The organism is Pseudomonas sp. Z1-29, assembly GCF_051131995.1.
Lineage (GTDB): Bacteria > Pseudomonadota > Gammaproteobacteria > Pseudomonadales > Pseudomonadaceae > Aquipseudomonas.
Genome location: NZ_CP071645.1, coordinates 5801726 through 5823480, shown reverse-complemented (window position 1 = coordinate 5823480; position 21755 = coordinate 5801726). Strand labels below are relative to the sequence as shown.

Sequence of the window (21755 nt, the reverse complement as noted above, 5' to 3'; positions counted from 1 at the left end):
ATATGACGATATTTTGACAGCTAGTTCGGCTTATTTTGTTTCTGCCAAACTATTGACCTTATGCTGGCCATCCTAAACAATCGCCCCTGTAATGTCACATTGATATTTAAGCGGCGACCTGTTCTTTCGGTGCGTGTTCCTGCCCCTGTTCTGAACTTTCCGACATACGGTCATTCCGGTTGCCATCATCCGATGCAGCGACACGTTTCGCTGTGATTCAAGACAAGAGTTTCGGGAATTTTCCAATCATGCGTTCGCCCCTGTTCAAGGCTTTACCCTTCGCCCTGGCCGCCAGTTTCGTACAAGCACAAACCTTGCCGCAGGCCATGCAACAAGCATTGGATGTTCATCCGGAAATTCAGGCAGGCGTGAACAGCCGCCTGGCGGCGGACTATCAGTTGAAGGCGGCCAAGGGCGGCTACCTGCCTAGAGTGGACCTTGCAGCCGGTTACGGCCGTGAAGGCACCGACAGCGTGACGACCCGTTCGGGCAGTAATAATCATTGGGAAACCCTGAACCGCAGCGAATCGAGCCTGCGTCTGTCGCAAATGGTTTTTGACGGTTTTGCGACGTCCAGCGAAGTCGGGCGTCAACAAGCCAACGTCAGTGCCCGCGCCTATTCCTTGCTCGATGCCTCCGAGCGTACCGGGCTGACCGTCGCCCAGGTGTACCTGGACGTACTGACCCGTCGTGAGTTCGTGCGCCTGGCCGAGGAAAACCTCAAGAGTCACGAGCGCATCTTCGATCAAATCAAGTTGCGCACGTCCCGGGGGGTAGGCAGCGGCGCCGACCTGGACCAGGCCGAGGCGCGCATGGCCCAGGCCCGCAACAACCTGATCACCGAGCAGACCAACCTGGCCGATGCCGAGACCAACTACCTCAGCGCCGTCGGACAATTGCCTGACCAACTGGAGCGCCCCGCCGACTTTCTGGCGTTGCTACCGGCCAACCTGACCGAAGCCCGTGCCCAGATGCTGGAAAACAGCCCGGTGCTGCGCTCGGCCGAAGCCGACATCGCCGCCGCCGAGAAGCAGTACGAGGCCGCCAAGTCGAGCTTCTACCCTCGCTTCGACGCGGAACTGGGCCGCACCGCCGACAACGACTTGGACGGCCAGAACGGCCACAACAACGAATGGCAGGCCATGTTGCGCATGCGCTTCAACCTGTACGCCGGTGGTAGCAACAAGGCCGACCTGGAATCCAAGTCCTACCTGTCCAACCAGGCGCTGGATATCCGCAACAACGCGCTGCGCCAGTTGAATGAAGAGCTGGGCCTGGCCTGGAACGCCCTGAACAACGCCAACGCCCAGGTGCCCATCGCCCAGCAATACGTGGATCGCAGTGCCAACGTGCGCACCGCCTACCAGAAGCAATTCAGTCTCGGCGAGCGGACCCTGCTCGACTTGCTCGACAGCGAAAACGAGCTGTTCAGCGCCTCCCGCCGTCTGGCGGAAATCAAGAACGTGCAGCTGTTCAGCCAGTACCGGATCAAGGCGACCATGGGCCAGTTGCTGAAAAGCCAAGGCGTGGTCGCGCCGTTGGCATCCGTTGTGCAGAACGACGTGAAACCCAAGGCCCAGTTGCCTGGGATGAATTAAGCCATCCATCCGTTTTTCAGCGAAAGAGTGCCGAGCGTGGAATCAGAAGTCAGTCCAGTCGAACTAGTTCACGACCCGCGCACGCTGCACGATGACCCGCTGCTGGATGGTTTGCTGGCGCTCTGCATGCTGCACCAGAAACCTGCCAGCGCGGCGATGCTGACCACCGGCCTGCCGCTGCCCAAGCAACGCTTGAGCGTCGACTTATTGTCGCGCGCGGCGGCCCGTGCCGGTCTGCAAGGCCGGGTGTTGCAACGCAAGCTTGAACAGATCCCGGCCATCGCCATGCCGGCTCTGCTGCTGCTCAAAGAAGGCCGCAGCGCCGTGCTGCTGGGCTGGGCCGGTGACGACCAGGCGCGCTTGCTGCTTAGCGAAAGCGATGGCGGAGAGGTCACCGTCAGCCGCGAGCTGCTGGCCGATGACTACAGTGGCAAGGTTTTCTTCGCCCAGCCGCAGCATAAATTTGACGTCAACCACGGCACGCTGATCCCACGGGCGCGTTCCTGGTTTCGCGACACTCTCAAACGCTCCCGCTGGTTGTACGCCGATGCCATCGCGGCCAGCCTGCTGATCAATATCATCGCCATGGCCGCGCCGCTGTTCGTGATGAACGTCTACGACCGCGTGGTGCCGAACCAGGCCGAATCAACCCTGTGGGTACTGGCGGTCGGCATTACCGGCGCCTACATTTTCGACTTGATCCTGAAGATGCTGCGCAGCCTGTGCCTGGATCTGGCAGGCAAGAAAACCGACCTGATCATTTCGGCGACGCTGTTCGAGCGCATCGTCGGCATGGCGATGAAATATCGTCCGGCGCGGGTCGGCAGCTTTGCCCAGAACATCCACGAGTTCCAGAGCCTGCGGGACTTCCTCGCCTCGCTGACCCTGACCAGCCTGATCGACTTGCCGTTCACGCTGTTGATCTTCATGGTCATCGCGATCCTGGGCGGGCACCTGGTGTGGATCCCGGTGCTGGCGTTCCCGATCGCCTTGCTGATTGGCTACGCCTTGCAGAAGCCATTGGTAGCGACCATGGAAAAAACCATGGCCCTGGGCGCCGAGCGCCAGTCCAGCCTGATCGAAACCCTGGCCGGCCTGGATGCGGTGAAGGTCAACAACGCCGAAAGTGAACGGCAGTACCAATGGGAACAGACCATCGGCACCCTTAGCCGCCTCGAGCTGCGCGTGAAGATGCTGTCCGGCCTGGCGATGAACATCACCTTGCTGATCCAGCAACTGGCCGGGGTGATCATGATCGTCTTCGGCGTCTACCAGATCATCGCCGGCAACCTGAGCATGGGTGGGCTGATCGCCTGCTACATGCTCAGCGGCCGCGCACTGAGCCCATTGGCCTCGTTGTCGGGCCTGCTGACCCGCTACCAGCAAGCGCGGGTGACGATGACTTCCGTCGACCAGATGATGGAGCTGCCCCAGGAGCGCAATTTTGACGAGCGCCCGCTCAGCCGCAAGGTGTTGCAGGGCGCCATTGAATGTCGGCAATTGAATTTTACCTATCCGAACCAGCAGAATGCCGCGCTGAAGAACATCAACCTGGTGATCAAGCCGGGCGAAAAAATCGGCATCATCGGCCGCAGCGGCTCGGGCAAAAGCTCCCTGGCAAAATTGCTGGTGGGGCTTTACCAGCCGGATGACGGCGCGTTGCTGGTGGACGGCGTGGACATCCGCCAGATCGACGTCAGCGAGCTGCGCTACAACATCGGCTACGTGCCCCAGGATATCCAGCTGCTGTCCGGAACCCTGCGCGACAACCTCACTTCAGGTGCCCGCTACGTCGAGGATGAATTGGTGCTTCAGGCCGCGGAGCTGGCAGGCGTACACGAGTTCGCCCGCTTGCATCCGCAAGGCTATGAACTGCAAGTCGGTGAGCGCGGGCAGAACCTGTCCGGCGGCCAGCGCCAGAACGTCGCCCTGGCTCGCGCGTTGCTGCTCAATCCGCCGATCCTGCTCCTGGACGAACCTACCAGCGCGATGGACAACACCGGTGAAGAGCGCTTGAAACAACGCCTCGCCGCCGTGGTGGAAAACAAGACCGTGTTGCTGGTGACGCACCGGGCATCCTTGCTGTCGCTGGTGGACCGCCTGCTGGTGATCGACCGTGGACAGATTCTCGCCGACGGCCCGAAAGCCGCCGTCATGGAAGCGTTGAAGAAGGGGCAGATCAGTGTTGCTTAAATCCGGTTTCAAGGGTGCTGTTGGCCGTTACTTCAAAGGTTCCGACTCGCTGCATGGCCAACCGCTGCCCGAAGTCAACAAGGCGCTGATCGAAGACGCCCCCCGCGTGGTGCGTCTGACGATCTGGGGCATCATCGGTTTTTTTGTGTTCCTGGGGCTGTGGGCCAACTTCGCCGAGATCGACGAAGTGACCAAGGGCGACGGCAAGGCGATTCCTTCGTCCAAGATCCAGAAAATCCAGAACCTGGAAGGCGGTATCGTCGCCGAGCTGTTCGTAAAGGAAGGGCAGATCGTCGACGCCGGTGCGTCGTTGATTCGCCTGGACGACACGCGCTTTGTCTCCAACGTCGGCGAAACCGAGGCGGATCGCCTGTCCATGCTGTTGCGGGTCGAGCGCCTGAGTGCCGAGGTCGATGACCGACCGCTGAATTTCCCGGCTGATGTACTCAAGGCCGTACCGGGCCAGGCTGCCAGCGAAGAATCGCTGTACATCAGCCGCCGCCAGCAGTTGCACGATGAAATCGGCGGCTTGCAGGAGCAGTTGATCCAGCGGCAGCAGGAGTTGCGCGAGTTCGTCTCCAAGCAGTCCCAATACCGCTCCGGCCTGGCGCTGCAACGCCAGGAAATCAACATGTCCGAGCCGCTGGTGGCCCAGGGCGCGGTATCGCCGGTGGAAGTGCTGCGGCTCAAGCGCGCCGAGGTCGAGACCCGTGGGCAACTGGACGCGACGACGCTGGCGATCCCCCGCGCCGAGTCGGCGATCAAGGAGGTGCAGCGCAAGATCGACGAGACCCGCGGCAAGTTCCGCAGCGAGGCACTGACCCAACTCAATGAGGCGCGCACCGACCTGAACAAGGCCCAAGCCACCGGCAAGGCCCTGGAAGATCGGGTGAGCCGTACCCTGGTGACGTCGCCGGTACGCGGCATTGTCAACAAACTGCTGGTCAACACTATCGGCGGCGTAATCCAGCCCGGTAGCGACCTGGTGGAAATCGTGCCGCTGGACGACACCATTCTGGTGGAGGCGAAGATCCGTCCCCAGGACATCGCCTTCCTGCACCCCGGCCAGGACGCCACGGTGAAATTCACCGCCTACGACTACACCATCTACGGTGGGATGAAAGCCAAGCTGGAACAGATCGGCGCCGACACCATCACTGATGAAGACAAGAAAACCACCTACTACATCATCAAGTTGCGCACCGAACGCAGCCACCTGGGCACGCCTGAAAAGCCCTTGCTGATCATCCCCGGGATGGTGGCGTCGGTGGATATCATCACCGGCAAGAAGACCGTGCTGAGCTACCTGCTCAAGCCCATCATCAAGGCCCGGGCCGAGGCGTTGCATGAGCGGTAAGCCCTGGACTCAGTGCTCGTAGCGTTTGTGGCGAGGGAGCTTGCTCCCGCTCGGCTGCGAAGCAGTCGCAAAACCAGGCAAGACGGTCAGCCTGAAAGAATGCCGGGGCCTGCTTCGCAGGCCAGCGGGAGCAAGCTCCCTCGCCACACGGCCGTGTTGCTCCCACAGCTTCTGCCATATGGTTATGCATTTTAAGTATTTAAATTAACCTTCTTATACCCTTAAAGTCATCCCCCTGCGTACCTGCCGACCAATCGGCGCGCCGCACGACACAAACCGACACGGTGACCCCGTGAGTTTTTGATCGACTGCGCGCCCATTCAAGCGCGCCGTGCGTGGGAGTGATGTATGCCAGCCGTCTCTTTTTCTCCAGACTCAAATGCCGCGAACATCGCGCCGCAATCATTCGAAGTACGCCCATTCAGCGGTGCCGTAGGTGCCGAGATCGTCGGGCTGGACCTGTCGCGGCCGATCAACCATCAGGATTTCGCGCGCATCCACCGCGCGCACCTGGACTATCACGTCGTGGTGTTCCGCGAACAGCGCATCACACCCGAGCAGCACATCGCTTTCAGCCGCCGTTTTGGCGTGCTGCAAATCCATGTGCTCAAGCAATTTCTGCTGGCCGGGCATCCGGAAATTCTCATCGTCTCCAACATCATCGAGAACGGCCAGTCCATCGGTCTGGGGGACGCCGGCAAGTTCTGGCATTCGGACCTTTCCTATAAGGAACTGCCGAGCCTCGGCTCGATGCTCCACGCCCAGGAGCTGCCGAGCGAGGGCGGCGACACGCTGTTCGCCGACATGCACAAGGCCTGGGACGGTTTGCCCGAAACACTGCGTAAAGCGATCGAGGGCCGTTCGGCGGCGCATTCCTACACCGCGCGTTACAGCGAGACCAAATTCGAAGGCAACTGGCGCCCGACGCTGACGCCTGAACAGTTGGCCCAGGTCGCCGAAGTCGTGCATCCGATCGTCCGCACCCACCCGGAAACCGGGCGCCAGGCGCTGTTCGTCAGCGAAGGCTTTACCACCCGCATCGTCGGCCTGCCGGAGGATGAAAGCAAAGCCATCCTGGCCGAGCTGTATGCCCACAGCGTGCTGCCCCAGAACATCTATCGCCATCAATGGCAGCCCCACGACCTGGTGTTCTGGGACAACCGCTCGCTGATCCACCTCGCCGCCGGTTGCCCTGGCCATCTGCGCCGCAAGCTGTATCGCACCACTATCCAGGGCGACGCCCCTTTCTGATCGGCTGCGCAGTGCGCAAAGAGCCCGGAGAAACACCATGTCCAAACGCATCGCTTTTGCACCGCTGGCTGCGGCTATCGGCCTGGGGTTCAGCTTGCTGGCCGGCAGCCTGGTCGCGCCGGCCAGCGCCCAGGCCGAGGGCGAGATTCGCATCGCCGAGCAGTTCGGCATCGTCTACCTGCTGCTGAACGTGGTCCGCGACCAGCAATTGATCGAGAAATACGGCAAGGAGGAGGGCATCGACATCAAGGTCGACTGGACCCAGCTGTCCGGCGGTGCGGCGGTCAACGATGCGTTGCTGTCGGGCTCCATCGATATTGCCGGGGCGGGTGTCGGGCCGTTGCTGACGGTCTGGGACCGCACCCGTGGCAAGCAGAACGTCAAGGCCGTGGCCTCCCTCGGCAACTTTCCCTATTACCTGTTGAGCAACAACCCGAACGTCAAGACCATCGCCGACTTCACCGAGAAGGACCGCATCGCGGTGCCGGCGGTGGGCGTGTCGGTGCAGTCACGTTTCCTGCAGTACGCCGCCGCGAAGCAGTGGGGCGACAAGGAGTTCAATCGCCTCGACAAGTACACCCTGGCCGTCCCGCACCCGGACGCCACGGCCGCGTTGATTGCCGGCGGCACCGAGTTGACCGGGCACTTTTCCAACCCGCCGTTCCAGGACCAGGCCCTGCAAAACCCCAACGTTCATGTGGTGCTCAACTCCTATGACGTGCTCGGGCCGAATTCGCCCACGGTGCTGTTCGCCACCGAGAAATTCCGCGATGAAAACCCGAAGACCTACAAGGCTTTCGTCGAGGCGCTGACCGAAGCGGCCGAGTTCGCCCAGAAAGACAAAGGCGCGGCGGCGGACACCTACTTGCGGGTGACCAAGGCCAAGATCGACCGGGCGACTCTGTTGACGATCATCGAAAACCCGCAGATCGAATTTACCGTCACGCCAAAAAACACCTACCCGCTCGCCGAATTCCTCTACCGCGTCGGCGCCATCAAGAACAAACCGGCCTCCTGGGAAGACTACTTCTTCCAGGACGCCAAACCGCTGCAAGGGAGCTGATTGTCATGAACGCGCCATTGCCAGGCCACGCGGCCAGCAACGCCACCCGCACCGACACCGCACTGTTGTCGGTGGATAATGTCAGCCTGGAATACCGCACCCCGCAGCGTGTAGTCCGCGCCACCCATCAAGTGAGTTTCGAGGTGGATCCGGCAGACCGCTTTGTACTGCTCGGCCCGTCCGGATGCGGCAAGTCCACGTTGCTCAAGGCCATTGGTGGTTTCATATCGCCGTGCGAAGGCGAGATCCGCCTGCAAGGCCAAGCCGTCAACGCGCCGGGGCCGGACCGGATTGTGGTGTTCCAGGAGTTCGATCAGCTGCCGCCGTGGAAAACCGTTAAGCAGAACGTGATGTTCGCGCTGCTGGCGTCGGGCACGCTCAAACGTCGCGAGGCCGAGGAGCGGGCGCTGCACTACCTCGATAAAGTCGGGCTGGCAGCGTTTGCCGATGCTTATCCGCATACCTTGTCTGGTGGGATGAAGGCACGCGTCGCGATTGCCCGGGCGCTGGCGATGCAACCGAAGATCCTGCTGATGGACGAGCCGTTTGCGGCGCTGGATGCGCTGACCCGCCGCAAGATGCAGGAGGAATTGCTGCTGCTCTGGGAGGAGGTGCGCTTCACGCTGTTGTTCGTTACCCATTCCATCGAAGAAGCGCTGGTGGTGGGCAATCGCATCCTGCTGCTGTCACCGCATCCGGGGCGGGTCCGGGCGGAAATCCACAGCCATCAATATGATCTGCACAGCCTTGGCGGCGTCGGGTTCCAGCACACGGCGCGGCGGATTCATTCGCTGCTGTTCGAACAAGGCCAGTCGCCGGACGCTGAACGCGAGCTGGGTTTTGCCGACATTCGTATCGCGTACTGAGGGGAGCCTTTCATGAGCCAGTTATCGCCTGCGCGCGAAGAATACGAAGTCGATCTGCAACCGCTGACCCACGTGCCACTGGAGCGGGAATTGCCCCTGGGCCAGCGCCTTTGGCAGCAGGGGTGGTTGCGTAAATGTTTGATCCTGTTGGTGCTGGCGCTGGTATGGGAGGGCGTGGCGCGTTACCAGAACAACGACCTGTTGCTGCCGAGCTTTTTGCAGACTGCCAGCGCGCTGTATGACGGTTTGCTCAGTGGCGAGTTGCTGGGCAAGGTGTGGATTTCCCTGGTGGTGCTGCTCAAGGGTTATTTGCTCGGCATCGTCCTGGCGTTTGGCTTGACCACCCTGGCGGTGTCGACGCAGTTGGGGCGTGACCTGCTCAGCACCCTGACGTCGATGTTCAACCCGTTGCCGGCCATCGCGCTGTTGCCGTTGGCGCTGTTGTGGTTCGGCTTGGGGCAGAACAGCCTGATTTTTGTATTGGTGCATTCGGTGCTGTGGGCGCTGGCATTGAACATGTATGCGGGGTTTCTCGGCGTGTCGGAAACGCTGCGCATGGCCGGGCGCAACTACGGGCTCAAGGGCCTGCGCTTTGTGCTGTTCATCCTGATTCCGGCGGCGCTGCCGTCGATCCTCGCCGGGCTGAAAATCGGCTGGGCCTTCGCCTGGCGCACGCTGATCGCCGCCGAACTGGTATTCGGCGCCACCAGCGGCAAGGGCGGCCTGGGCTGGTACATCTTCCAGAACCGCAACGAGCTGTACACCGACAAGGTCTTTGCCGGGCTGGCGGTGGTGATCCTCATCGGGCTGCTGGTAGAGAACCTGGTATTCGACAGCCTGGAACGGGTGACGGTGAAGCGTTGGGGGATGCAGCGTTGATTGGATAATACTTCCTGCTGGGTTACGGGTTGTCTGGGCTGACGCCTTCGCGAGCAGGCTCGCTCCCACAGGGCGGTTGACGTTGTCGCGGATATTTCAGCCAGCACAGGTCCAATGTGGGAGCGAGCCTGCTCGCGAAGGCGGTCTTCAATTCACCACAGGCCTTTCAACCTGACGCTTGAATTCCAGCCGATCCATCTCCCCGCCAACTGACTCCAGGCAGTGGATTTTATTTATCGCTGCCCGGCTTGTTAGCCAAGTAAAGCCCCTTCCTTTTCCATTAGACTTGCCGCCTCCAAGCAAGCCTTCAGGACACCGAATGCCAGTCCCTCCCAGCCCCCTTCGCAAAGCCCTGGTCGTTTGGCTGTACGCTGCGGCCCTGATGCATCTGCTCGCCGGTCTTACGCTGACCTGGGCCGGTCACTCCGGCTTGCTCGATGATTACCTGAACACCATCGAGCAGGCGTTCTGGGGGGCGGACATCGTGCCGGTTACCGTCCGCACGCAACAAGTCTGGTGGCTGGCGCTGTTCGGCGCCACGTTGCAAAGCTATGCGTTGTACATGCTCGCCCTGGTCCATCTCGGCGATCGCCTGAAAACTGCCATGCCCTGGGGCTGGCTGATCGTCGGCATTCTGCTCTGGGCGCCTCAGGACATGCTGGTTTCCGCCCAGGCGCGGGTCTGGTCGCACCTGTGGTTCGACAGCTTTGCATTACTTGTTTTACTGCCGCCGCTGTTCTGGCTTTATCGCCATGATCGCCGCACCGCCCTGACCGACAACACATCGAGTGAGTCGAACCATGCCTGATTTTTCGCCGCTGGACTGGGCCATTGCCCTGCTGATTGCCCAGGCCATCCTCGGTGCGCTGGATACCCTGTATCACCATGAACTCACCGTTGCCTTGCCCTATCGCCACAGTGCGCGGCTGGAACTCTCCATCCACTCCCTGCGCTCGTGTTTCTACGGGATCCTGTTCCTGGGTATTGCGCATCTGGCCTTCGAAGGGACATGGGCGATCGTCATCGCGCTGCTGTTCGCCCTGGAGATCGGCCTGACGCTGTGGGATTTCGTGGTCGAGGACCGTAGCCGCAAACTGCCGCCCATCGAGCGCATCATGCACACCGTGCTGGCGGTCAACGGTGGGGCCTTCTTCGCGCTGTATGGCGTGCAACTGGCGCAGTGGGCGAGCCTGCCGACCGGCCTGAGCACGATCGACCTGGGCTGGCGCGGCTGGCTGCTGACGTTGTTTGCCATCGGCGTCACCGCCTCGGGCATTCGCGACGGCTTGGCCGCCTTGCGCATGCAGCGCCAGGGCAAGCCGGGCAACCCGTTTGCCGGTGGTGCCTACAAGCGCGTGCTGGTCACGGGAGGCACCGGGTTTATCGGCGAGACCCTGGTCAATCAGTTGCTCGATGCCGGGCACACGGTCACCGTGTTGGCCCGCGATCCATTGAGGGCGGCCTATCTGTTTGACGGCCGCGCCCGCTGCGTGCGTTCGCTGGGCAAGCTGGGCCATGACGAAACCTTCGATGTACTGATCAACCTGGCGGGCGCCCCGGTGGCCGGGCCGCGCTGGAGCCCGAGGCGCCAGGCGCAACTCATCGCCAGCCGGGTCGATACCACCGAAGCCTTGATGACATGGTTGAAGAACGCCCGGCACAAACCGGCGTTGTGGATTCAAGCGTCGGCCATCGGTTTTTATGGCGTGCGCGACGCCAGCGAAAGCCTCGATGAAAGCGCCAGCCAGGGCGATGGTTTCATGGCCGAACTCTGTTCGCGTTGGGAAGCCTCTGCGCGGCCCGCAACCGAGTTGGGCGTGCGACAGGTGGTGATGCGCCTGGGCGTGGTGTTCGGTCCGGGCGGTGCGTTGCTGCCGTTGCTGATTCCGTTTCGCCTGGGGTTCGGTGGGCGGATGGGCGATGGTCGGCAAATCATGAGTTGGGTGCACCGCGACGACGTGATCCAGGTGATCGCCCGTGCCTTCGAGGACGAAAGCCTGAGCGGCACCTACAACCTGGTAGCGCCGGAAACGGTCAGTCAGGCGCTGTTCGCCGAACGTGTCGGCAAGGCGCTCAAACGCCCTGTGTGGTTCCACATCCCGGCCGCGCCGGTGCGCGCCCTGGCTGGCGAGATGGCCCAGCTGTTTTTTGACGGCCAGCGCGTGGTGCCCGATCGTCTCGTTCAGGCCGGTTATACGTTCCGTTACTCCACACTCGACGCTGCCCTGCGCGACCTGGCCTGAGGACTGTCCATGAGCAAGCCGAGGATGTACCTGCTGGCCGGCAACGGTAGCGCTGCCGATTGGTGGGACGACGCGTTGCCGCACTTCAAACGCTACGACGTGGTGCCGCTGGAGCTGCCCGGTTTCGGCGACAACCCTCAGGCTCCTTGTGAAGACTTGGCGGCCTACGCACAGGCGTTGCTCGCGGCAACGGTAAAGGGCAGCGCGATCATGGCGGTCGGGGTGAACGCCTTGCTGGTGCTGCACGCCTTGCAACGCCGGCCCGGACACTTTTGCCGCAGCGTTTTGCTGGCGCCGGTGGGTGCGTTCTTGTGGCAGCGACGATTGCCGGCGCTGATGTCGCCGCTGCCGATTCGCAAGACCATTCACTGGCTGCTGGCGAACAAGCCAAGGCTGTTCGCCCACAAGTTCTCCCGCCAGCAATGGACGCCCGCGCAGTACCAGCGCATGGGCGCCGGCTATGCCCGCTGCCGGGCCTTTGTGCCGCATTGGGATCTGGTGCGCGCCGACACCGCGTTGCCGTTGCTGGAGTGGATCAGCGACCCGGTCGAACTGGTCTGGGGCGATCAGGACAAGATGCTCGGCATCGCCCAGGCAGCGGCATGGTCAGCCATTCTCGCCCGCGCCGACTTGACCATCAGCTTGAAGCCCGGTTGGGGCCACTACCCGTGGATCGACTCACCGGCTGAATTCGCCGCCTGGCTGGAGTCCGGCGAGCGCGGGTTTGTCGCGCACACCAAAGGCGGCCGCTTGCGCCTGGCGGAGCTGGCCGGGCAGCCGGTGCCAGCGGCACTGTCACTCAACGATTGTCATGATCCACGCTTGCCAGGATTTTTGAGCAGCCAGCCGGATGCTGCCTGGGCCGTGCGTTCCTCCAGTTACGGGGAGGATCAGGCCGATGCGGCCAATGCGGGCTTGAGCACCACCTACTTGCGTGAGCCGACACACAATGTGCCGACACGCATTGCCGAGCTGAGCGCGGCGGGTGTCGAGGAAGTGGTGGTGCAGCGTTTCATCACGCCACGACTGTCCGGGATCGCCTTTGTGCGTCACCTTTCGGTTGAGCTGGAATGGGTCGAAGGCCATCTGGAGTCGTTGGCCGATGGCAAGGTGAGCCCTGAGCGAGCGATCATTTCCCGTCTCGGCGAGTCTTGGAACAGTGGTACATTCACGCCGGCCCATGGCCTGACCGCCGAAGCGCTGTGGCAGTTTCTCCAGGGCGTGCTGCGGGTCTTCCACTACGTGCCCGGTGATGTCGAATGGGCCTGGGACGGCACGCAACTCTGGTTGCTGCAATACCGGCCGATCAGCGACTATGGCTGGCGCCGTCACCTGACCGCCGCCAACATCGCCGAGATCCTGCCGCCACAGCCCAGCGTTCTGGTGGAGTACGCCCAGCGTCGCGCGGCGGCAAGCATTCCGGCGATCATGGCGCGTTGGGATTCACGGATTTTGCAGGACAACGAGCCTTTCACCGCGGTGTTTGGCGGCGCCTCGTATATCAACAACGACCTGTTTCTCGCCCGGCTGGCCGACTGGGGCGTCAGCGCCAGCAGCTATGCCGGCGAGGTCGGTGGGGCAACGCCGCACTTGCCTTGGCGGCCGCTGCGCCTGCTGCGGTCGCTGCCGTTGTTTTTGCGCATGCAGCGTATCGCTCGCGGGCATCTGCTTACCTTGGAAAACGGTTTGCGCCGTTTCGACCGAGAGCTGCACGAACTGACCGGACAAGGCGCTGGCGGCCAGCAACTGGCCGACTGGTTTACCCGCTTCTACGTATTCGTGGTGCAGGGCAACCTGTGCATCGCCAGCGCCTTGGCCAGCAGTGGCGGCGACTGGCTGGGACGACCGCCGACCGCCTATGACAATCTCGAACACAGCCCTCATCGCTTGCCTTGGGAAACCGATCCGGCAACGCCGCGCCCGGCGCCGACCGAGCTGCCATTGCAACCCTTCCCGCAATGGCCGTTGGCGATTCGCCTGGCCCATGGCGCCGGCCTGCCAGGGCTGCGCGGTTACTATCTGCAGGTGCGCGAATGGTATCGCGACAACCTGATGCGGATCTTTTTCCGCCTGCACCACGCCATGCCGAGCGCCGACCGCGAGCATTGGTTCGCGCCGCACCGGGACATCCGCAGCCGCGACGGCAGCTTCTGGCAGGACGGCCGCGAAGGCACCGAGCAGGCGAGCGGATTCCTGATCTACCCGGGCCAGGCCCAGGGCATCCTCGGCGAGGACATCCTGCTGGAAGACACCCTGGACCCAGGCCGCCATGCTCACTATCAAGGCGCCCGCGCCGTGATCGCACGCATGGGCGGCCGCCTGTCCCATGGCTCGACGTTGTTGCGTGAACTGCGCAAACCTTCGGCGGTACTGCCTCAAGTAGACGTGGGATGGTTGGGGCGTGAGGTGGTGTATTGCGATGGGGAGTTGAGGCTGGTGGAGTAGGAGGGTCTAGACTGAGGAACATCAGCCAGCCATCCGTTCATGCTCAGGAGTCCCGCATGGAATCCCCAGTCCATACGCTGCCCGCGTTATTCAAACAACTCGGTCTGCCCGACGACGCCGTCAGCATCGATCAGTTCATCGCCAGCCACTCGCCGCTCAAGCCCGAGCTGCACCTGTCCGATGCGTTCTTCTGGAGCGAGGGCCAGCGGCAGTTGCTGCACGACGAAATCCTTGAAGATGCCGACTGGGCGTTGGTGGTGGATCAACTCGACGTGCTGTTGCGCAAGGGACGGAGCGAGTGACTCGCGGTAAAAAAAACTGTGGCGAACTGTGGGAGCGAGCCTGCTCGCGAAAGCGGCAGTATGCCGCATCTATGTTGATTGATGGTCCTATTCGCGAGCAGGCTCGCTCCCACTGAGATAATCGTTTTATTCGATTTTAGTATTACCAAATAGCTTCTTATTCCTTAAATAATATAACTCTCCTCCTTATACTCGTCCGGGAACAGACACGCAGGAGAGCACCCATGCGCAACGAATCGATTCGCTACCTGATTGTGCCGGGCTGGCAAGGATCGCCGGAAAATCATTGGCAAACCCACTGGCAGAACAGTCTGCCCAACAGTGCCCGGGTCGAGCAGGCTGACTGGCTGACGCCACGGCGTGAAGATTGGGTCGCCGCGCTGGCCGAAGCCATCGCCAGCGACAGCACGCCAGTGATCCTGATCGCCCATAGCCTGGGTTGCATCACCGTGGCCCATTGGGCCGCCACCGCGCCGGTGCCATTCCTGCGGCAGGTGCGTGGCGCGTTGCTGGTGGCGCCGGCGGATGTCGAGCGGCCCGCTTGTGCCCCGGCGCTACGCAACTTCGCGCCGATTCCCACGGACCTGTTGCCGTTTCCCAGCCAAGTGGTCAGTTCCGACAACGACGCGGCGGTCAGTGCCGCGCGCGCCATGGAGCTGGCGCGGAGTTGGGGGGCCGAGGCCGGGATCCTGGCCGGGGCGGGGCACATCAATGTGAAGTCCGGCCACCAGCGCTGGGAGCAGGGTTTCGCTTATCTCTATCGTTTGCAAAACCGCATGGAGCATCACGCCCTGCGTCGCGCCTGAATTTTAATGCCCTCCGTCTCGCCGGCGGTTTGGGGCGGGAGCCTGCCATGAGCCTGCATGAAACCTTCGGTCAGCCCTTGCTGACCTTTCCCGACTCGGAAAAAAGCCCCCTGAGCATCCGTGCCAAGGCACTGGTGTTCGTCGACCCGCGTTCGCGGCAGTTGCGCCAGGAATTGGAACAACTGGCGCCACGGGCGATTTCGGTGCTGATTCGCGGCGAAACCGGCACCGGCAAGGAGCTGCTGGCCCGGCATATCCATCGCGAGAGCAATCGCGGTGGGCTGTTTGTTTCGGTCAATTGCGGCGCTATCAGCCCGACCTACGCCGACGCCGAATTGTTCGGTTATTCCGCCGGCAGTTATAGCGGTTCGGCCAGCAGTCGGGCCGGGTGGTTCGGCTCGGCCAACGGCGGCACGCTCTACCTGGATGAGATCGGAGACCTGCCGCTGCCGATCCAGATCAAGTTGCTGGCGGCGCTGGAAAACCATGAGGTCACGCGTGTTGGCGCCCAACAACCGAGCCCGGTGGACGTGCGCCTGGTGGCGGCCACCAGCATTGATCTGGCGCAAGCGGTGGACGCCGGAAAATTTCATGACCGGCTTTATCACTATCTGAGCGAGGGGCAGCTCGAGTTACCCGCCTTGCGCGAGAGGGTGGGCGATATCCTTTCCCTGGCCGAATACTTCCTGGGCATCTACAGCCAGCGCCTTGGCCTGGCCGTGCCGCTGATCAGTGCAGCGGCGCAACGGGAGCTTGAACGCCACAGCTGGCCGGGCAACACCCGCGAGTTGGAGAACGTTATTCATTTTGCATTGCTGGTGAGTGCCGGCGATGAGATTTTGCCGGAGCATTTGAATTTGCCGTCCCAGCTTTCAGCCCTGGAACTGGTCGAACGGCAGGTGGAGCAGGTTATTGCACAGGGCTCGCAAGCTGAGCGCACCGCCCTCAAGGCGCTGCTCGATCGACTGGTCCAAACGCTATAGATCAGGATATCCATTTGTGGCGAGGGAGCTTGCTCCCGCTGGGCCGCGTAGCGGACCCCGATTTTTGCGATTGCTGCGCAACCGAGCGGGAGCAAGCTCCCTCGCCACAGAGCGGTTTCTTATATGAGTAAAATGAATATGAACTTGAATAAAAGATATTGTTAAGGCATAAAAAATATCGGTATCTTCCGCATCACGCCAGCGATAGCACTTCGCTGGCACGCCCACATTTGGCCGTCGTCCATGACGACAGTGATATTCGATAAGGACACTGCATGAAAAAGGTTCTGTTGTTCACCGCATTGGCGGCAGCCCTGACCTCGGGCCTGGCCCAGGCGGCGGAAAAACTGGTCGTGGCTGCCACACCGGTACCCCACGCTGAAATCCTCGAGCTGATCAAGCCGGCCCTGGCCCAAGAAGGCGTGGACCTGGAAATCAAGGTGTTCACCGACTACGTCCAACCCAACGTACAGGTTGACCAGAAGCGCCTTGACGCCAACTACTTCCAGACCCTGCCTTACCTCAAGAGCTTCAACGAAGGCAAAGGCACAAACCTGGTGACGGTAATCGGCGTCCACGTCGAACCGTTTGGCGGCTACTCGAAAAAAGTAAAAAGCCTGGCTGAGCTGAAAGACGGCGCGACCATCGCCATCCCTAACGAAGGCAGTAACAGCGGTCGTGCCCTGATCCTGTTGCAGAAAGCTGGCCTGATCAAACTCAAGGACCCGAAAAACGCCTTGGCAACGCCGAAAGACATCGCCGAGAACCCGAAGAACTTCAAGTTCAAGGAACTGGAATCGGCCATGCTGCCGCGTGTGCTGGATCAGGTCGACCTGGACATGATCAACACCAACTACGCCCTGGAAGCAGGTCTAAACCCGGCCAAGGATGCCTTGGTGATCGAGGGTTCGGATTCGCCTTACGTGAACTTCCTGGTGGCCCGTCCGGACAACAAGGACAGCCCGGCCATCCAGAAACTGGCCAAGGCGCTGACCAGCCCGGAAGTGAAGGCGTTCATCGAGAAGAAATACAGCGGCGCGGTACTGCCGGCGTTCTGATCGGCGCGGTAGACCTTAACGCAGTTACAAACGCCGACGGCTGATACAGCGTCGGCGTTTTTTTGTGCTCAACATATCGTGTAGCGGCACGGCTTACCCGTGGCGAGGGAGCTTGCTCCCGCTCGGCTGCGCAGCAGTCGCAAAAGCGGCTGATGCGGTCTACCTCAAGAACAGAGCCTGCTTCGCAGGCCAGCGGGAGCAAGCTCCCTCGCCACAAGATCAAAGGCGGTTTCACACCGCCTGATCGACAAGGGATAGTTTTTCGGGTGATATCCATATGCTTTAACGGTATTTAAATTTCAATTCTTATACCTTTAAAGTCAGCGCTTGCCGAGCAGCTACCCGCTGCCCAAGGACCGCGCTACCGCCGCTTATCGAGCGGCGTCCAGGATGTTCAATGAACTTCGATTACGCTTTTATCCTCAGCACCCTCCCGGCGTTTCTCAAGGCCGTGGGCGTGACGCTGCAGGTGGGCCTTGTCGCCATCGTCACCTCGCTGCTGGTGGCGCTGTTGAACGCGACGATCCTTGTGTCGCGCACGCCTTACCTGCAACGCCTGGTCGGCCTGTATGTGGAGTTGGCGCGCAATACGCCGCTGCTGATCCAGTTGTTCTTCGTCTATTTCGCGTTGCCGGCGCTGGGTATCAAGGTTTCGGGGTTTGCCGCAGCGATCATCACCATGACGTTCCTGGGCGGTGCCTACCTCACGGAAGTACTGCGTGCGGGCGTGGACGCGGTGCCGCAGGCGCAATTGGAATCCGGTCGTTCCATCGGCCTATCCCACGGGCAATTGCTGCGCTACGTGATTCTGCCGCAGGCCGGGATTCTCAGCCTGCCGTCGCTGTTCGCCAACTTCATTTTCCTGCTGAAGGAGACCACCGTGGTCTCGGCCGTGGCGGTGCCGGAGATTCTCTACACCACCAAAAGCTACATCGCGCTCTACTACAAGACTTACGAAATGCTCGCCGTGCTGACGCTGATTTGCGTGCTGTTGTTCTTGCCACTGTCGCTGTTGCTCAGCCGTCTGGAAAGGAGGCTCCAGCATGGCCAGTTCGGGTCTTGAGTTGTTGTGGGTGTCGTTGCCGCAACTGGGCAAAGGCGCCGTGCAGACCTTGTCGATTTCTTTCCTGGGCATCGCCTTCAGCACCGTCGGCGGCTTGCTTTACGGCGTGTTGCGTACGCTGGGCGTGAAGTGGCTGGACGCTGTTCTGCGGATCTACCTGGAGCTGTTCCGGGCGATCCCGGTGCTGGTCTGGTTGTACCTGCTGTTTTTCGGGCTGCCGATTTTTTTCGGCCTGAGTATTCCGAGCTTCTGGTGCGCGGTCCTGGTGTTGTCGCTGTGGGGTTCAAGCGAGGTCGGCGAGGTGGTGCGCGGCGCGCTGCATTCATTGCCGCGCGGCCAGCGTGAGGCGGGATTGTCGATTGGCCTGAACGGCGCGCAACTCTACGGTTACGTGCTGTTGCCGCAAGCCCTGAGGCGCATGACGCCGCCGACCATCAACGTCTACACGCGCATCATCAAGACCAGTTCCCTGGCGGTGCTGATCGGCGTGGTGGACGTGATCAAGGTCGGCCAGCAGATCATCGAGCGGACCTACGAATCGGTGCTGATCTACGGCGCATTGTTCCTGTTTTTCTTTTTCATCTGCTACCCGCTCTCGGCCGCCTCCCGCGTGCTGGAGCGGCGCTGGACGCAAGCATGAGCGCATTGATCGAGTTCAAGGGTTTCAACAAGTTTTTCGGCGAACAGCAAGTACTGGACGGCATCGACCTGCAAGTGCAGGCCGGGGAAGTGATCGTCATTCTCGGCCCCAGCGGTTGCGGCAAAAGTACCCTGTTGCGGTGTCTCAACGGGCTGGAAGTGGCCCACAGCGGCAGCCTTGAATTGTCTGGTCGTGAGTTGCTGGACAAGGGCACCGATTGGCGCGAGATACGGCAACGGATCGGCATGGTGTTCCAGAGCTACCATCTGTTCCCGCACATGAGCGTGCTCGATAACCTGCTGCTCGGCCCTGTCAAAGTGCAAAAGCGTGACCGCGGTGAAGCGCGCGCCCAGGCCGAAGCCTTGTTGGCCCGTGTGGGCCTGTTGGACAAACGCGATGCTTTCCCACGCCAGCTCTCCGGCGGTCAGCAACAACGCATCGCCATCGTTCGCTCGCTGTGCATGAACCCTGAGGTCATGCTGTTCGATGAAGTTACCGCCGCCCTCGACCCGGAAATGGTCAAGGAAGTGCTGGAAGTCATCCAGGGCCTGGCCCGCGAAGGCATGACGCTATTGATCGTCACCCACGAAATGGCCTTCGCCCGCGCCGTGGCTGACCGCATCGTGTTCATGGATGCCGGGCGGATCCTTGAACAGAACCCTCCCGAGATTTTCTTTACGAACCCGCAAACCGCACGAGCGCAGCAGTTCCTGGAGAAGTTCTCCTACGTCGCCGCACTACCCCAATCGACTCTAACAAAGGAACTGCAACTGTCATGAAAACTGCCAAGTCGTCTCTGCTGCTATTGCCGCTGCTCGCTGGCCTCTTGCTCGCCGGCTGCAACAAAACCGAAGAGCCACCCAAGCCCAATGCCGCCAGCCAAGGCACCGCACCGGCCAGCTATCTGGAAAAGATCAAGGCGCGGGACAAGCTGATCGTCGGGGTCTTCACCGACAAGCCGCCGTTTGGCTTCGTCGATGAGGCGGGGCGTTATGTCGGCTTCGACACCGACATCGGTCGTCGCTTCGCCAAGGACTTGCTCGGCGACGAAAACAAGGTCGAATTCGTTGCAGTCGAGCCGGCGAGCCGTATTCCGTTCCTGCAGAGTGACAAAGTCGACCTGATCCTGGCCAACATGACCGTGACCCCGGAGCGCAAGGAAGCGGTGGATTTCACCAATCCGAACCTGAAAGTGGCGGTGCAGGCGCTGGTGCCGCAAGCCAGCGAAGTGAAAACTCTAGATGACCTGGCGACCCGCACCACCATCGTCACCACCGGCACCACGGCGGATATCTGGCTGACCAGTAATCACCCGGACTGGAAGCTGCTCAAGTTCGAGAAAAACTCCGAATCCTTGCAGGCACTTGCCAACGGTCGAGGCGATGCGTATGCCCAGGACAATCTGGTGCTGTTCAGCTGGGCCAAGCAAAACCCCGGCTATCGCGTGCTGGAGCAGAAACTGGGTGCCGAAGCACCGATTGCCCCGGCGGTGAAGAAGGGCAATATCGAGCTGCGCGACTGGGTCAATGCGGAACTGGCGAAGCTGGGTGAAGAGAAATATTTGCTCAAGCTGTACGACCAGTACGTGCGCAAGGAACTGAGCGATGACACCAAACCTGAAAGCGTGATTGTCGAGGGTGGCAAGTGGCAGGGGTGAGCCGCTGATTTTTAGGTAAATCTTCCGATCGCCATCGCGAGCAAGCTCGCTCCCACAATGGATCTTCAGTGACACAGTTCTGTGGTCATATGGAAATCCTGTGGGAGCGAGCCTGCTCCCGAAGGCGGTTTGTCAGTCACTACTTATTCAGGCCAATGCCACGCCGGCTCATCCAGCATCCGCTGTCCGACGATTGCGGTCTGTCCCAAGTCTTTTTCCAGCACGATGCAATTGCAGTTTTCATCCTGCTCCAGCGCGGCGATCAGGCGTGTGGCATGGGACACGACCCAGACCTGGCAATTGGCCGAAGCGCGGATGATCAAGCGTGCCAAGGCCGGCAACAGATCCGGGTGCAGGCTGGTTTCCGGTTCGTTGAGCACCATCAGCGAGGGCGGGCGCGGCGTGAGCAGGGCGGCTACCAGCAGCAGGTAGCGCAGGGTTCCATCGGACAGCTCGGCGGCCGACAACGGTCGCAGCAGGCCGTGTTGCTGGAAGGCGATGGCGAAACGCCCGCCCTGCAGTTTGTCGATGTGCAGTTGAGCGCCAGGAAACGCATCGCCAATGGCGGCGTGCAGGGCTTCGTAGTCGCCTATCTCCAGAATAGTTTGCAGCGCTGCAGCCAGGTCGCGTCCGTCGTGGTGCAACACCGGGGTGCGAGTGCCCAGTTGCGGCTGGCGCACCGGGGCGTCGGCATCGCTGCGAAAGTGGTCGTAGAAGCGCCAGCGACGGATGAACTCGCGCATCTGCAAGACCTCCGGCGAAGCGCGCAGGCTGCCGACCTGATCGAACAGGCTATCGAAGGTCGGGGTGTGTTGGGCCAATACGTCCCACGAACGGCTTTCACGGGCGCGGATCATTGGCCCGTTGCGGTCCACCAGCAAGCTGGCAGGCCTGTACACCGGTCCGGCCCAGATGCATTCGCGCTTGATTTCAGGGTCCAATGAAAACGCCGAACGACTGGGTTCCGGCAGGCCCAGGGCGATCGAATAGCTGAAATTTTCCCCGGCAAATCCGAGGCGCAGGCGCATGCTGCCCTGACGCACGATGCCCTGCACAGGTACCTCGCCGTTACGCATGCGACGGCTTATTTCTTCCGGGCCGGCCCAGAAGGTCGAGCCCAGCCCACCTTCACGGGCCAGAGCATTGACCACGCCACCCTGCGCCGTCTCCGCCAGCAGGCGCAGGGCGCGATACAGATTCGATTTGCCACTGCCGTTGGGCCCGGTGATCAGGTTCAGCCTGCCCAGCGGGATGACCAGTTTGTTGATGGACCGGTAGTTGGCCACCGCCAGGGTCGTGAGCATGCGAATTCCCTTCGTACATGGATGTCACAGACGAGTCTGCCCGATTC

At 61.4% G+C, this 21755-nt stretch carries 19 protein-coding genes; 18 read left to right on the top strand and 1 reads right to left on the bottom strand.

Annotated elements, in window-relative coordinates; all coding sequences use genetic code 11:
• Positions 1 to 248: 248 nt before the first annotated feature.
• From J3P84_RS26485 to J3P84_RS26400, 18 genes are all read left to right on the top strand, one after another.
• Positions 249 to 1598: a TolC family outer membrane protein gene (locus J3P84_RS26485; RefSeq protein ID WP_434626615.1), complete on the top strand. Its 1350-nt coding sequence runs from the start codon at positions 249 to 251 to the stop codon at positions 1596 to 1598.
• 36 nt (positions 1599 to 1634) lie between these two features.
• On the top strand, positions 1635 to 3791 hold the full coding sequence (locus J3P84_RS26480) for a type I secretion system permease/ATPase (RefSeq protein WP_434626614.1): 2157 nt from the start codon (positions 1635 to 1637) through the stop codon (positions 3789 to 3791).
• The gene (locus J3P84_RS26475; RefSeq protein ID WP_434602468.1) at positions 3781 to 5148 is read left to right on the top strand and encodes an HlyD family type I secretion periplasmic adaptor subunit; all 1368 of its coding nucleotides are present in this window, start codon (positions 3781 to 3783) and stop codon (positions 5146 to 5148) included. Before J3P84_RS26480 ends, J3P84_RS26475 begins: the two co-directional genes overlap by 11 nt.
• Before the next feature lie 348 nt (positions 5149 to 5496).
• Positions 5497 to 6399 (top strand): TauD/TfdA dioxygenase family protein, encoded by a 903-nt coding sequence (locus J3P84_RS26470; RefSeq protein WP_434626613.1) that lies wholly within the window; start codon positions 5497 to 5499, stop codon positions 6397 to 6399.
• A 37-nt stretch (positions 6400 to 6436) separates the two neighbouring features.
• Positions 6437 to 7462: an ABC transporter substrate-binding protein gene (locus tag J3P84_RS26465; protein ID WP_434626612.1), complete on the top strand. Its 1026-nt coding sequence runs from the start codon at positions 6437 to 6439 to the stop codon at positions 7460 to 7462.
• A gap of 5 nt (positions 7463 to 7467) precedes the next feature.
• Positions 7468 to 8328, top strand: coding sequence for an ABC transporter ATP-binding protein (locus J3P84_RS26460; RefSeq protein WP_434626611.1), 861 nt, complete (start codon positions 7468 to 7470; stop codon positions 8326 to 8328).
• A 12-nt stretch (positions 8329 to 8340) separates the two neighbouring features.
• Positions 8341 to 9207 (top strand): ABC transporter permease, encoded by an 867-nt coding sequence (locus J3P84_RS26455; protein WP_434626610.1) that lies wholly within the window; start codon positions 8341 to 8343, stop codon positions 9205 to 9207.
• A gap of 319 nt (positions 9208 to 9526) precedes the next feature.
• Positions 9527 to 10015 carry a cell division protein gene (locus J3P84_RS26450; RefSeq protein WP_434626609.1) on the top strand — a complete coding sequence of 163 codons (489 nt, stop codon included), beginning with the start codon at positions 9527 to 9529 and terminating at the stop codon, positions 10013 to 10015.
• Positions 10008 to 11450: a TIGR01777 family oxidoreductase gene (locus J3P84_RS26445; protein WP_434626608.1), complete on the top strand. Its 1443-nt coding sequence runs from the start codon at positions 10008 to 10010 to the stop codon at positions 11448 to 11450. The genes J3P84_RS26450 and J3P84_RS26445 overlap by 8 nt, the downstream gene beginning before the upstream one ends.
• Positions 11451 to 11459: 9 nt before the next feature.
• Positions 11460 to 13895, top strand: a complete 2436-nt coding sequence (locus J3P84_RS26440) for an alpha/beta hydrolase (RefSeq protein WP_434626607.1) — start codon at positions 11460 to 11462, stop codon at positions 13893 to 13895.
• Positions 13896 to 13951: 56 nt separating this feature from the next.
• Positions 13952 to 14197 (top strand): DUF2789 domain-containing protein, encoded by a 246-nt coding sequence (locus J3P84_RS26435; RefSeq protein ID WP_434626606.1) that lies wholly within the window; start codon positions 13952 to 13954, stop codon positions 14195 to 14197.
• A 224-nt stretch (positions 14198 to 14421) separates the two neighbouring features.
• Positions 14422 to 15003, top strand: a complete 582-nt coding sequence (locus J3P84_RS26430) for an alpha/beta hydrolase (RefSeq protein ID WP_434570425.1) — start codon at positions 14422 to 14424, stop codon at positions 15001 to 15003.
• Positions 15004 to 15050: 47 nt separating this feature from the next.
• Positions 15051 to 15986, top strand: a complete 936-nt coding sequence (locus J3P84_RS26425) for a sigma 54-interacting transcriptional regulator (protein WP_434626605.1) — start codon at positions 15051 to 15053, stop codon at positions 15984 to 15986.
• Positions 15987 to 16261: 275 nt separating this feature from the next.
• Positions 16262 to 17044 carry a MetQ/NlpA family ABC transporter substrate-binding protein gene (locus tag J3P84_RS26420; RefSeq protein ID WP_434626604.1) on the top strand — a complete coding sequence of 261 codons (783 nt, stop codon included), beginning with the start codon at positions 16262 to 16264 and terminating at the stop codon, positions 17042 to 17044.
• Between the two features lie 397 nt (positions 17045 to 17441).
• Positions 17442 to 18107, top strand: a complete 666-nt coding sequence (locus tag J3P84_RS26415; RefSeq protein ID WP_434626602.1) for an amino acid ABC transporter permease — start codon at positions 17442 to 17444, stop codon at positions 18105 to 18107.
• Positions 18088 to 18747 (top strand): amino acid ABC transporter permease, encoded by a 660-nt coding sequence (locus J3P84_RS26410; RefSeq protein WP_434626601.1) that lies wholly within the window; start codon positions 18088 to 18090, stop codon positions 18745 to 18747. The genes J3P84_RS26415 and J3P84_RS26410 overlap by 20 nt, the downstream gene beginning before the upstream one ends.
• On the top strand, positions 18744 to 19526 hold the full coding sequence (locus tag J3P84_RS26405; RefSeq protein WP_434626600.1) for an amino acid ABC transporter ATP-binding protein: 783 nt from the start codon (positions 18744 to 18746) through the stop codon (positions 19524 to 19526). Before J3P84_RS26410 ends, J3P84_RS26405 begins: the two co-directional genes overlap by 4 nt.
• Positions 19523 to 20404 carry a transporter substrate-binding domain-containing protein gene (locus J3P84_RS26400; RefSeq protein WP_434626599.1) on the top strand — a complete coding sequence of 294 codons (882 nt, stop codon included), beginning with the start codon at positions 19523 to 19525 and terminating at the stop codon, positions 20402 to 20404. Before J3P84_RS26405 ends, J3P84_RS26400 begins: the two co-directional genes overlap by 4 nt.
• A gap of 143 nt (positions 20405 to 20547) precedes the next feature.
• On the opposite strand, the gene J3P84_RS26395 is transcribed toward J3P84_RS26400, so the two are convergent.
• On the bottom strand, positions 20548 to 21708 hold the full coding sequence (locus J3P84_RS26395) for an AAA family ATPase (protein ID WP_434626597.1): 1161 nt from the start codon (positions 21706 to 21708) through the stop codon (positions 20548 to 20550).
• Positions 21709 to 21755 lie beyond the last annotated feature (47 nt).

What these genes read in the sequence shown, in the direction of transcription:
- J3P84_RS26395 (WP_434626597.1), bottom strand. Translation starts at nt 21,708, where the DNA reads ATGCTCACGACCCTGGCGGTGGCCAACTACCGGTCCATCAACAAACTG.
- J3P84_RS26405 (WP_434626600.1), top strand. Translation starts at nt 18,744, where the DNA reads ATGAGCGCATTGATCGAGTTCAAGGGTTTCAACAAGTTTTTCGGCGAA.
- J3P84_RS26410 (WP_434626601.1), top strand. Translation starts at nt 18,088, where the DNA reads ATGGCCAGTTCGGGTCTTGAGTTGTTGTGGGTGTCGTTGCCGCAACTG.
- J3P84_RS26435 (WP_434626606.1), top strand. Translation starts at nt 13,952, where the DNA reads ATGGAATCCCCAGTCCATACGCTGCCCGCGTTATTCAAACAACTCGGT.
- J3P84_RS26400 (WP_434626599.1), top strand. Translation starts at nt 19,523, where the DNA reads ATGAAAACTGCCAAGTCGTCTCTGCTGCTATTGCCGCTGCTCGCTGGC.
- J3P84_RS26415 (WP_434626602.1), top strand. Translation starts at nt 17,442, where the DNA reads ATGAACTTCGATTACGCTTTTATCCTCAGCACCCTCCCGGCGTTTCTC.
- J3P84_RS26460 (WP_434626611.1), top strand. Translation starts at nt 7,468, where the DNA reads ATGAACGCGCCATTGCCAGGCCACGCGGCCAGCAACGCCACCCGCACC.
- J3P84_RS26465 (WP_434626612.1), top strand. Translation starts at nt 6,437, where the DNA reads ATGTCCAAACGCATCGCTTTTGCACCGCTGGCTGCGGCTATCGGCCTG.
- J3P84_RS26430 (WP_434570425.1), top strand. Translation starts at nt 14,422, where the DNA reads ATGCGCAACGAATCGATTCGCTACCTGATTGTGCCGGGCTGGCAAGGA.
- J3P84_RS26450 (WP_434626609.1), top strand. Translation starts at nt 9,527, where the DNA reads ATGCCAGTCCCTCCCAGCCCCCTTCGCAAAGCCCTGGTCGTTTGGCTG.
- J3P84_RS26420 (WP_434626604.1), top strand. Translation starts at nt 16,262, where the DNA reads ATGAAAAAGGTTCTGTTGTTCACCGCATTGGCGGCAGCCCTGACCTCG.
- J3P84_RS26425 (WP_434626605.1), top strand. Translation starts at nt 15,051, where the DNA reads ATGAGCCTGCATGAAACCTTCGGTCAGCCCTTGCTGACCTTTCCCGAC.
- J3P84_RS26455 (WP_434626610.1), top strand. Translation starts at nt 8,341, where the DNA reads ATGAGCCAGTTATCGCCTGCGCGCGAAGAATACGAAGTCGATCTGCAA.
- J3P84_RS26470 (WP_434626613.1), top strand. Translation starts at nt 5,497, where the DNA reads ATGCCAGCCGTCTCTTTTTCTCCAGACTCAAATGCCGCGAACATCGCG.
- J3P84_RS26440 (WP_434626607.1), top strand. Translation starts at nt 11,460, where the DNA reads ATGAGCAAGCCGAGGATGTACCTGCTGGCCGGCAACGGTAGCGCTGCC.
- J3P84_RS26445 (WP_434626608.1), top strand. Translation starts at nt 10,008, where the DNA reads ATGCCTGATTTTTCGCCGCTGGACTGGGCCATTGCCCTGCTGATTGCC.
- J3P84_RS26485 (WP_434626615.1), top strand. Translation starts at nt 249, where the DNA reads ATGCGTTCGCCCCTGTTCAAGGCTTTACCCTTCGCCCTGGCCGCCAGT.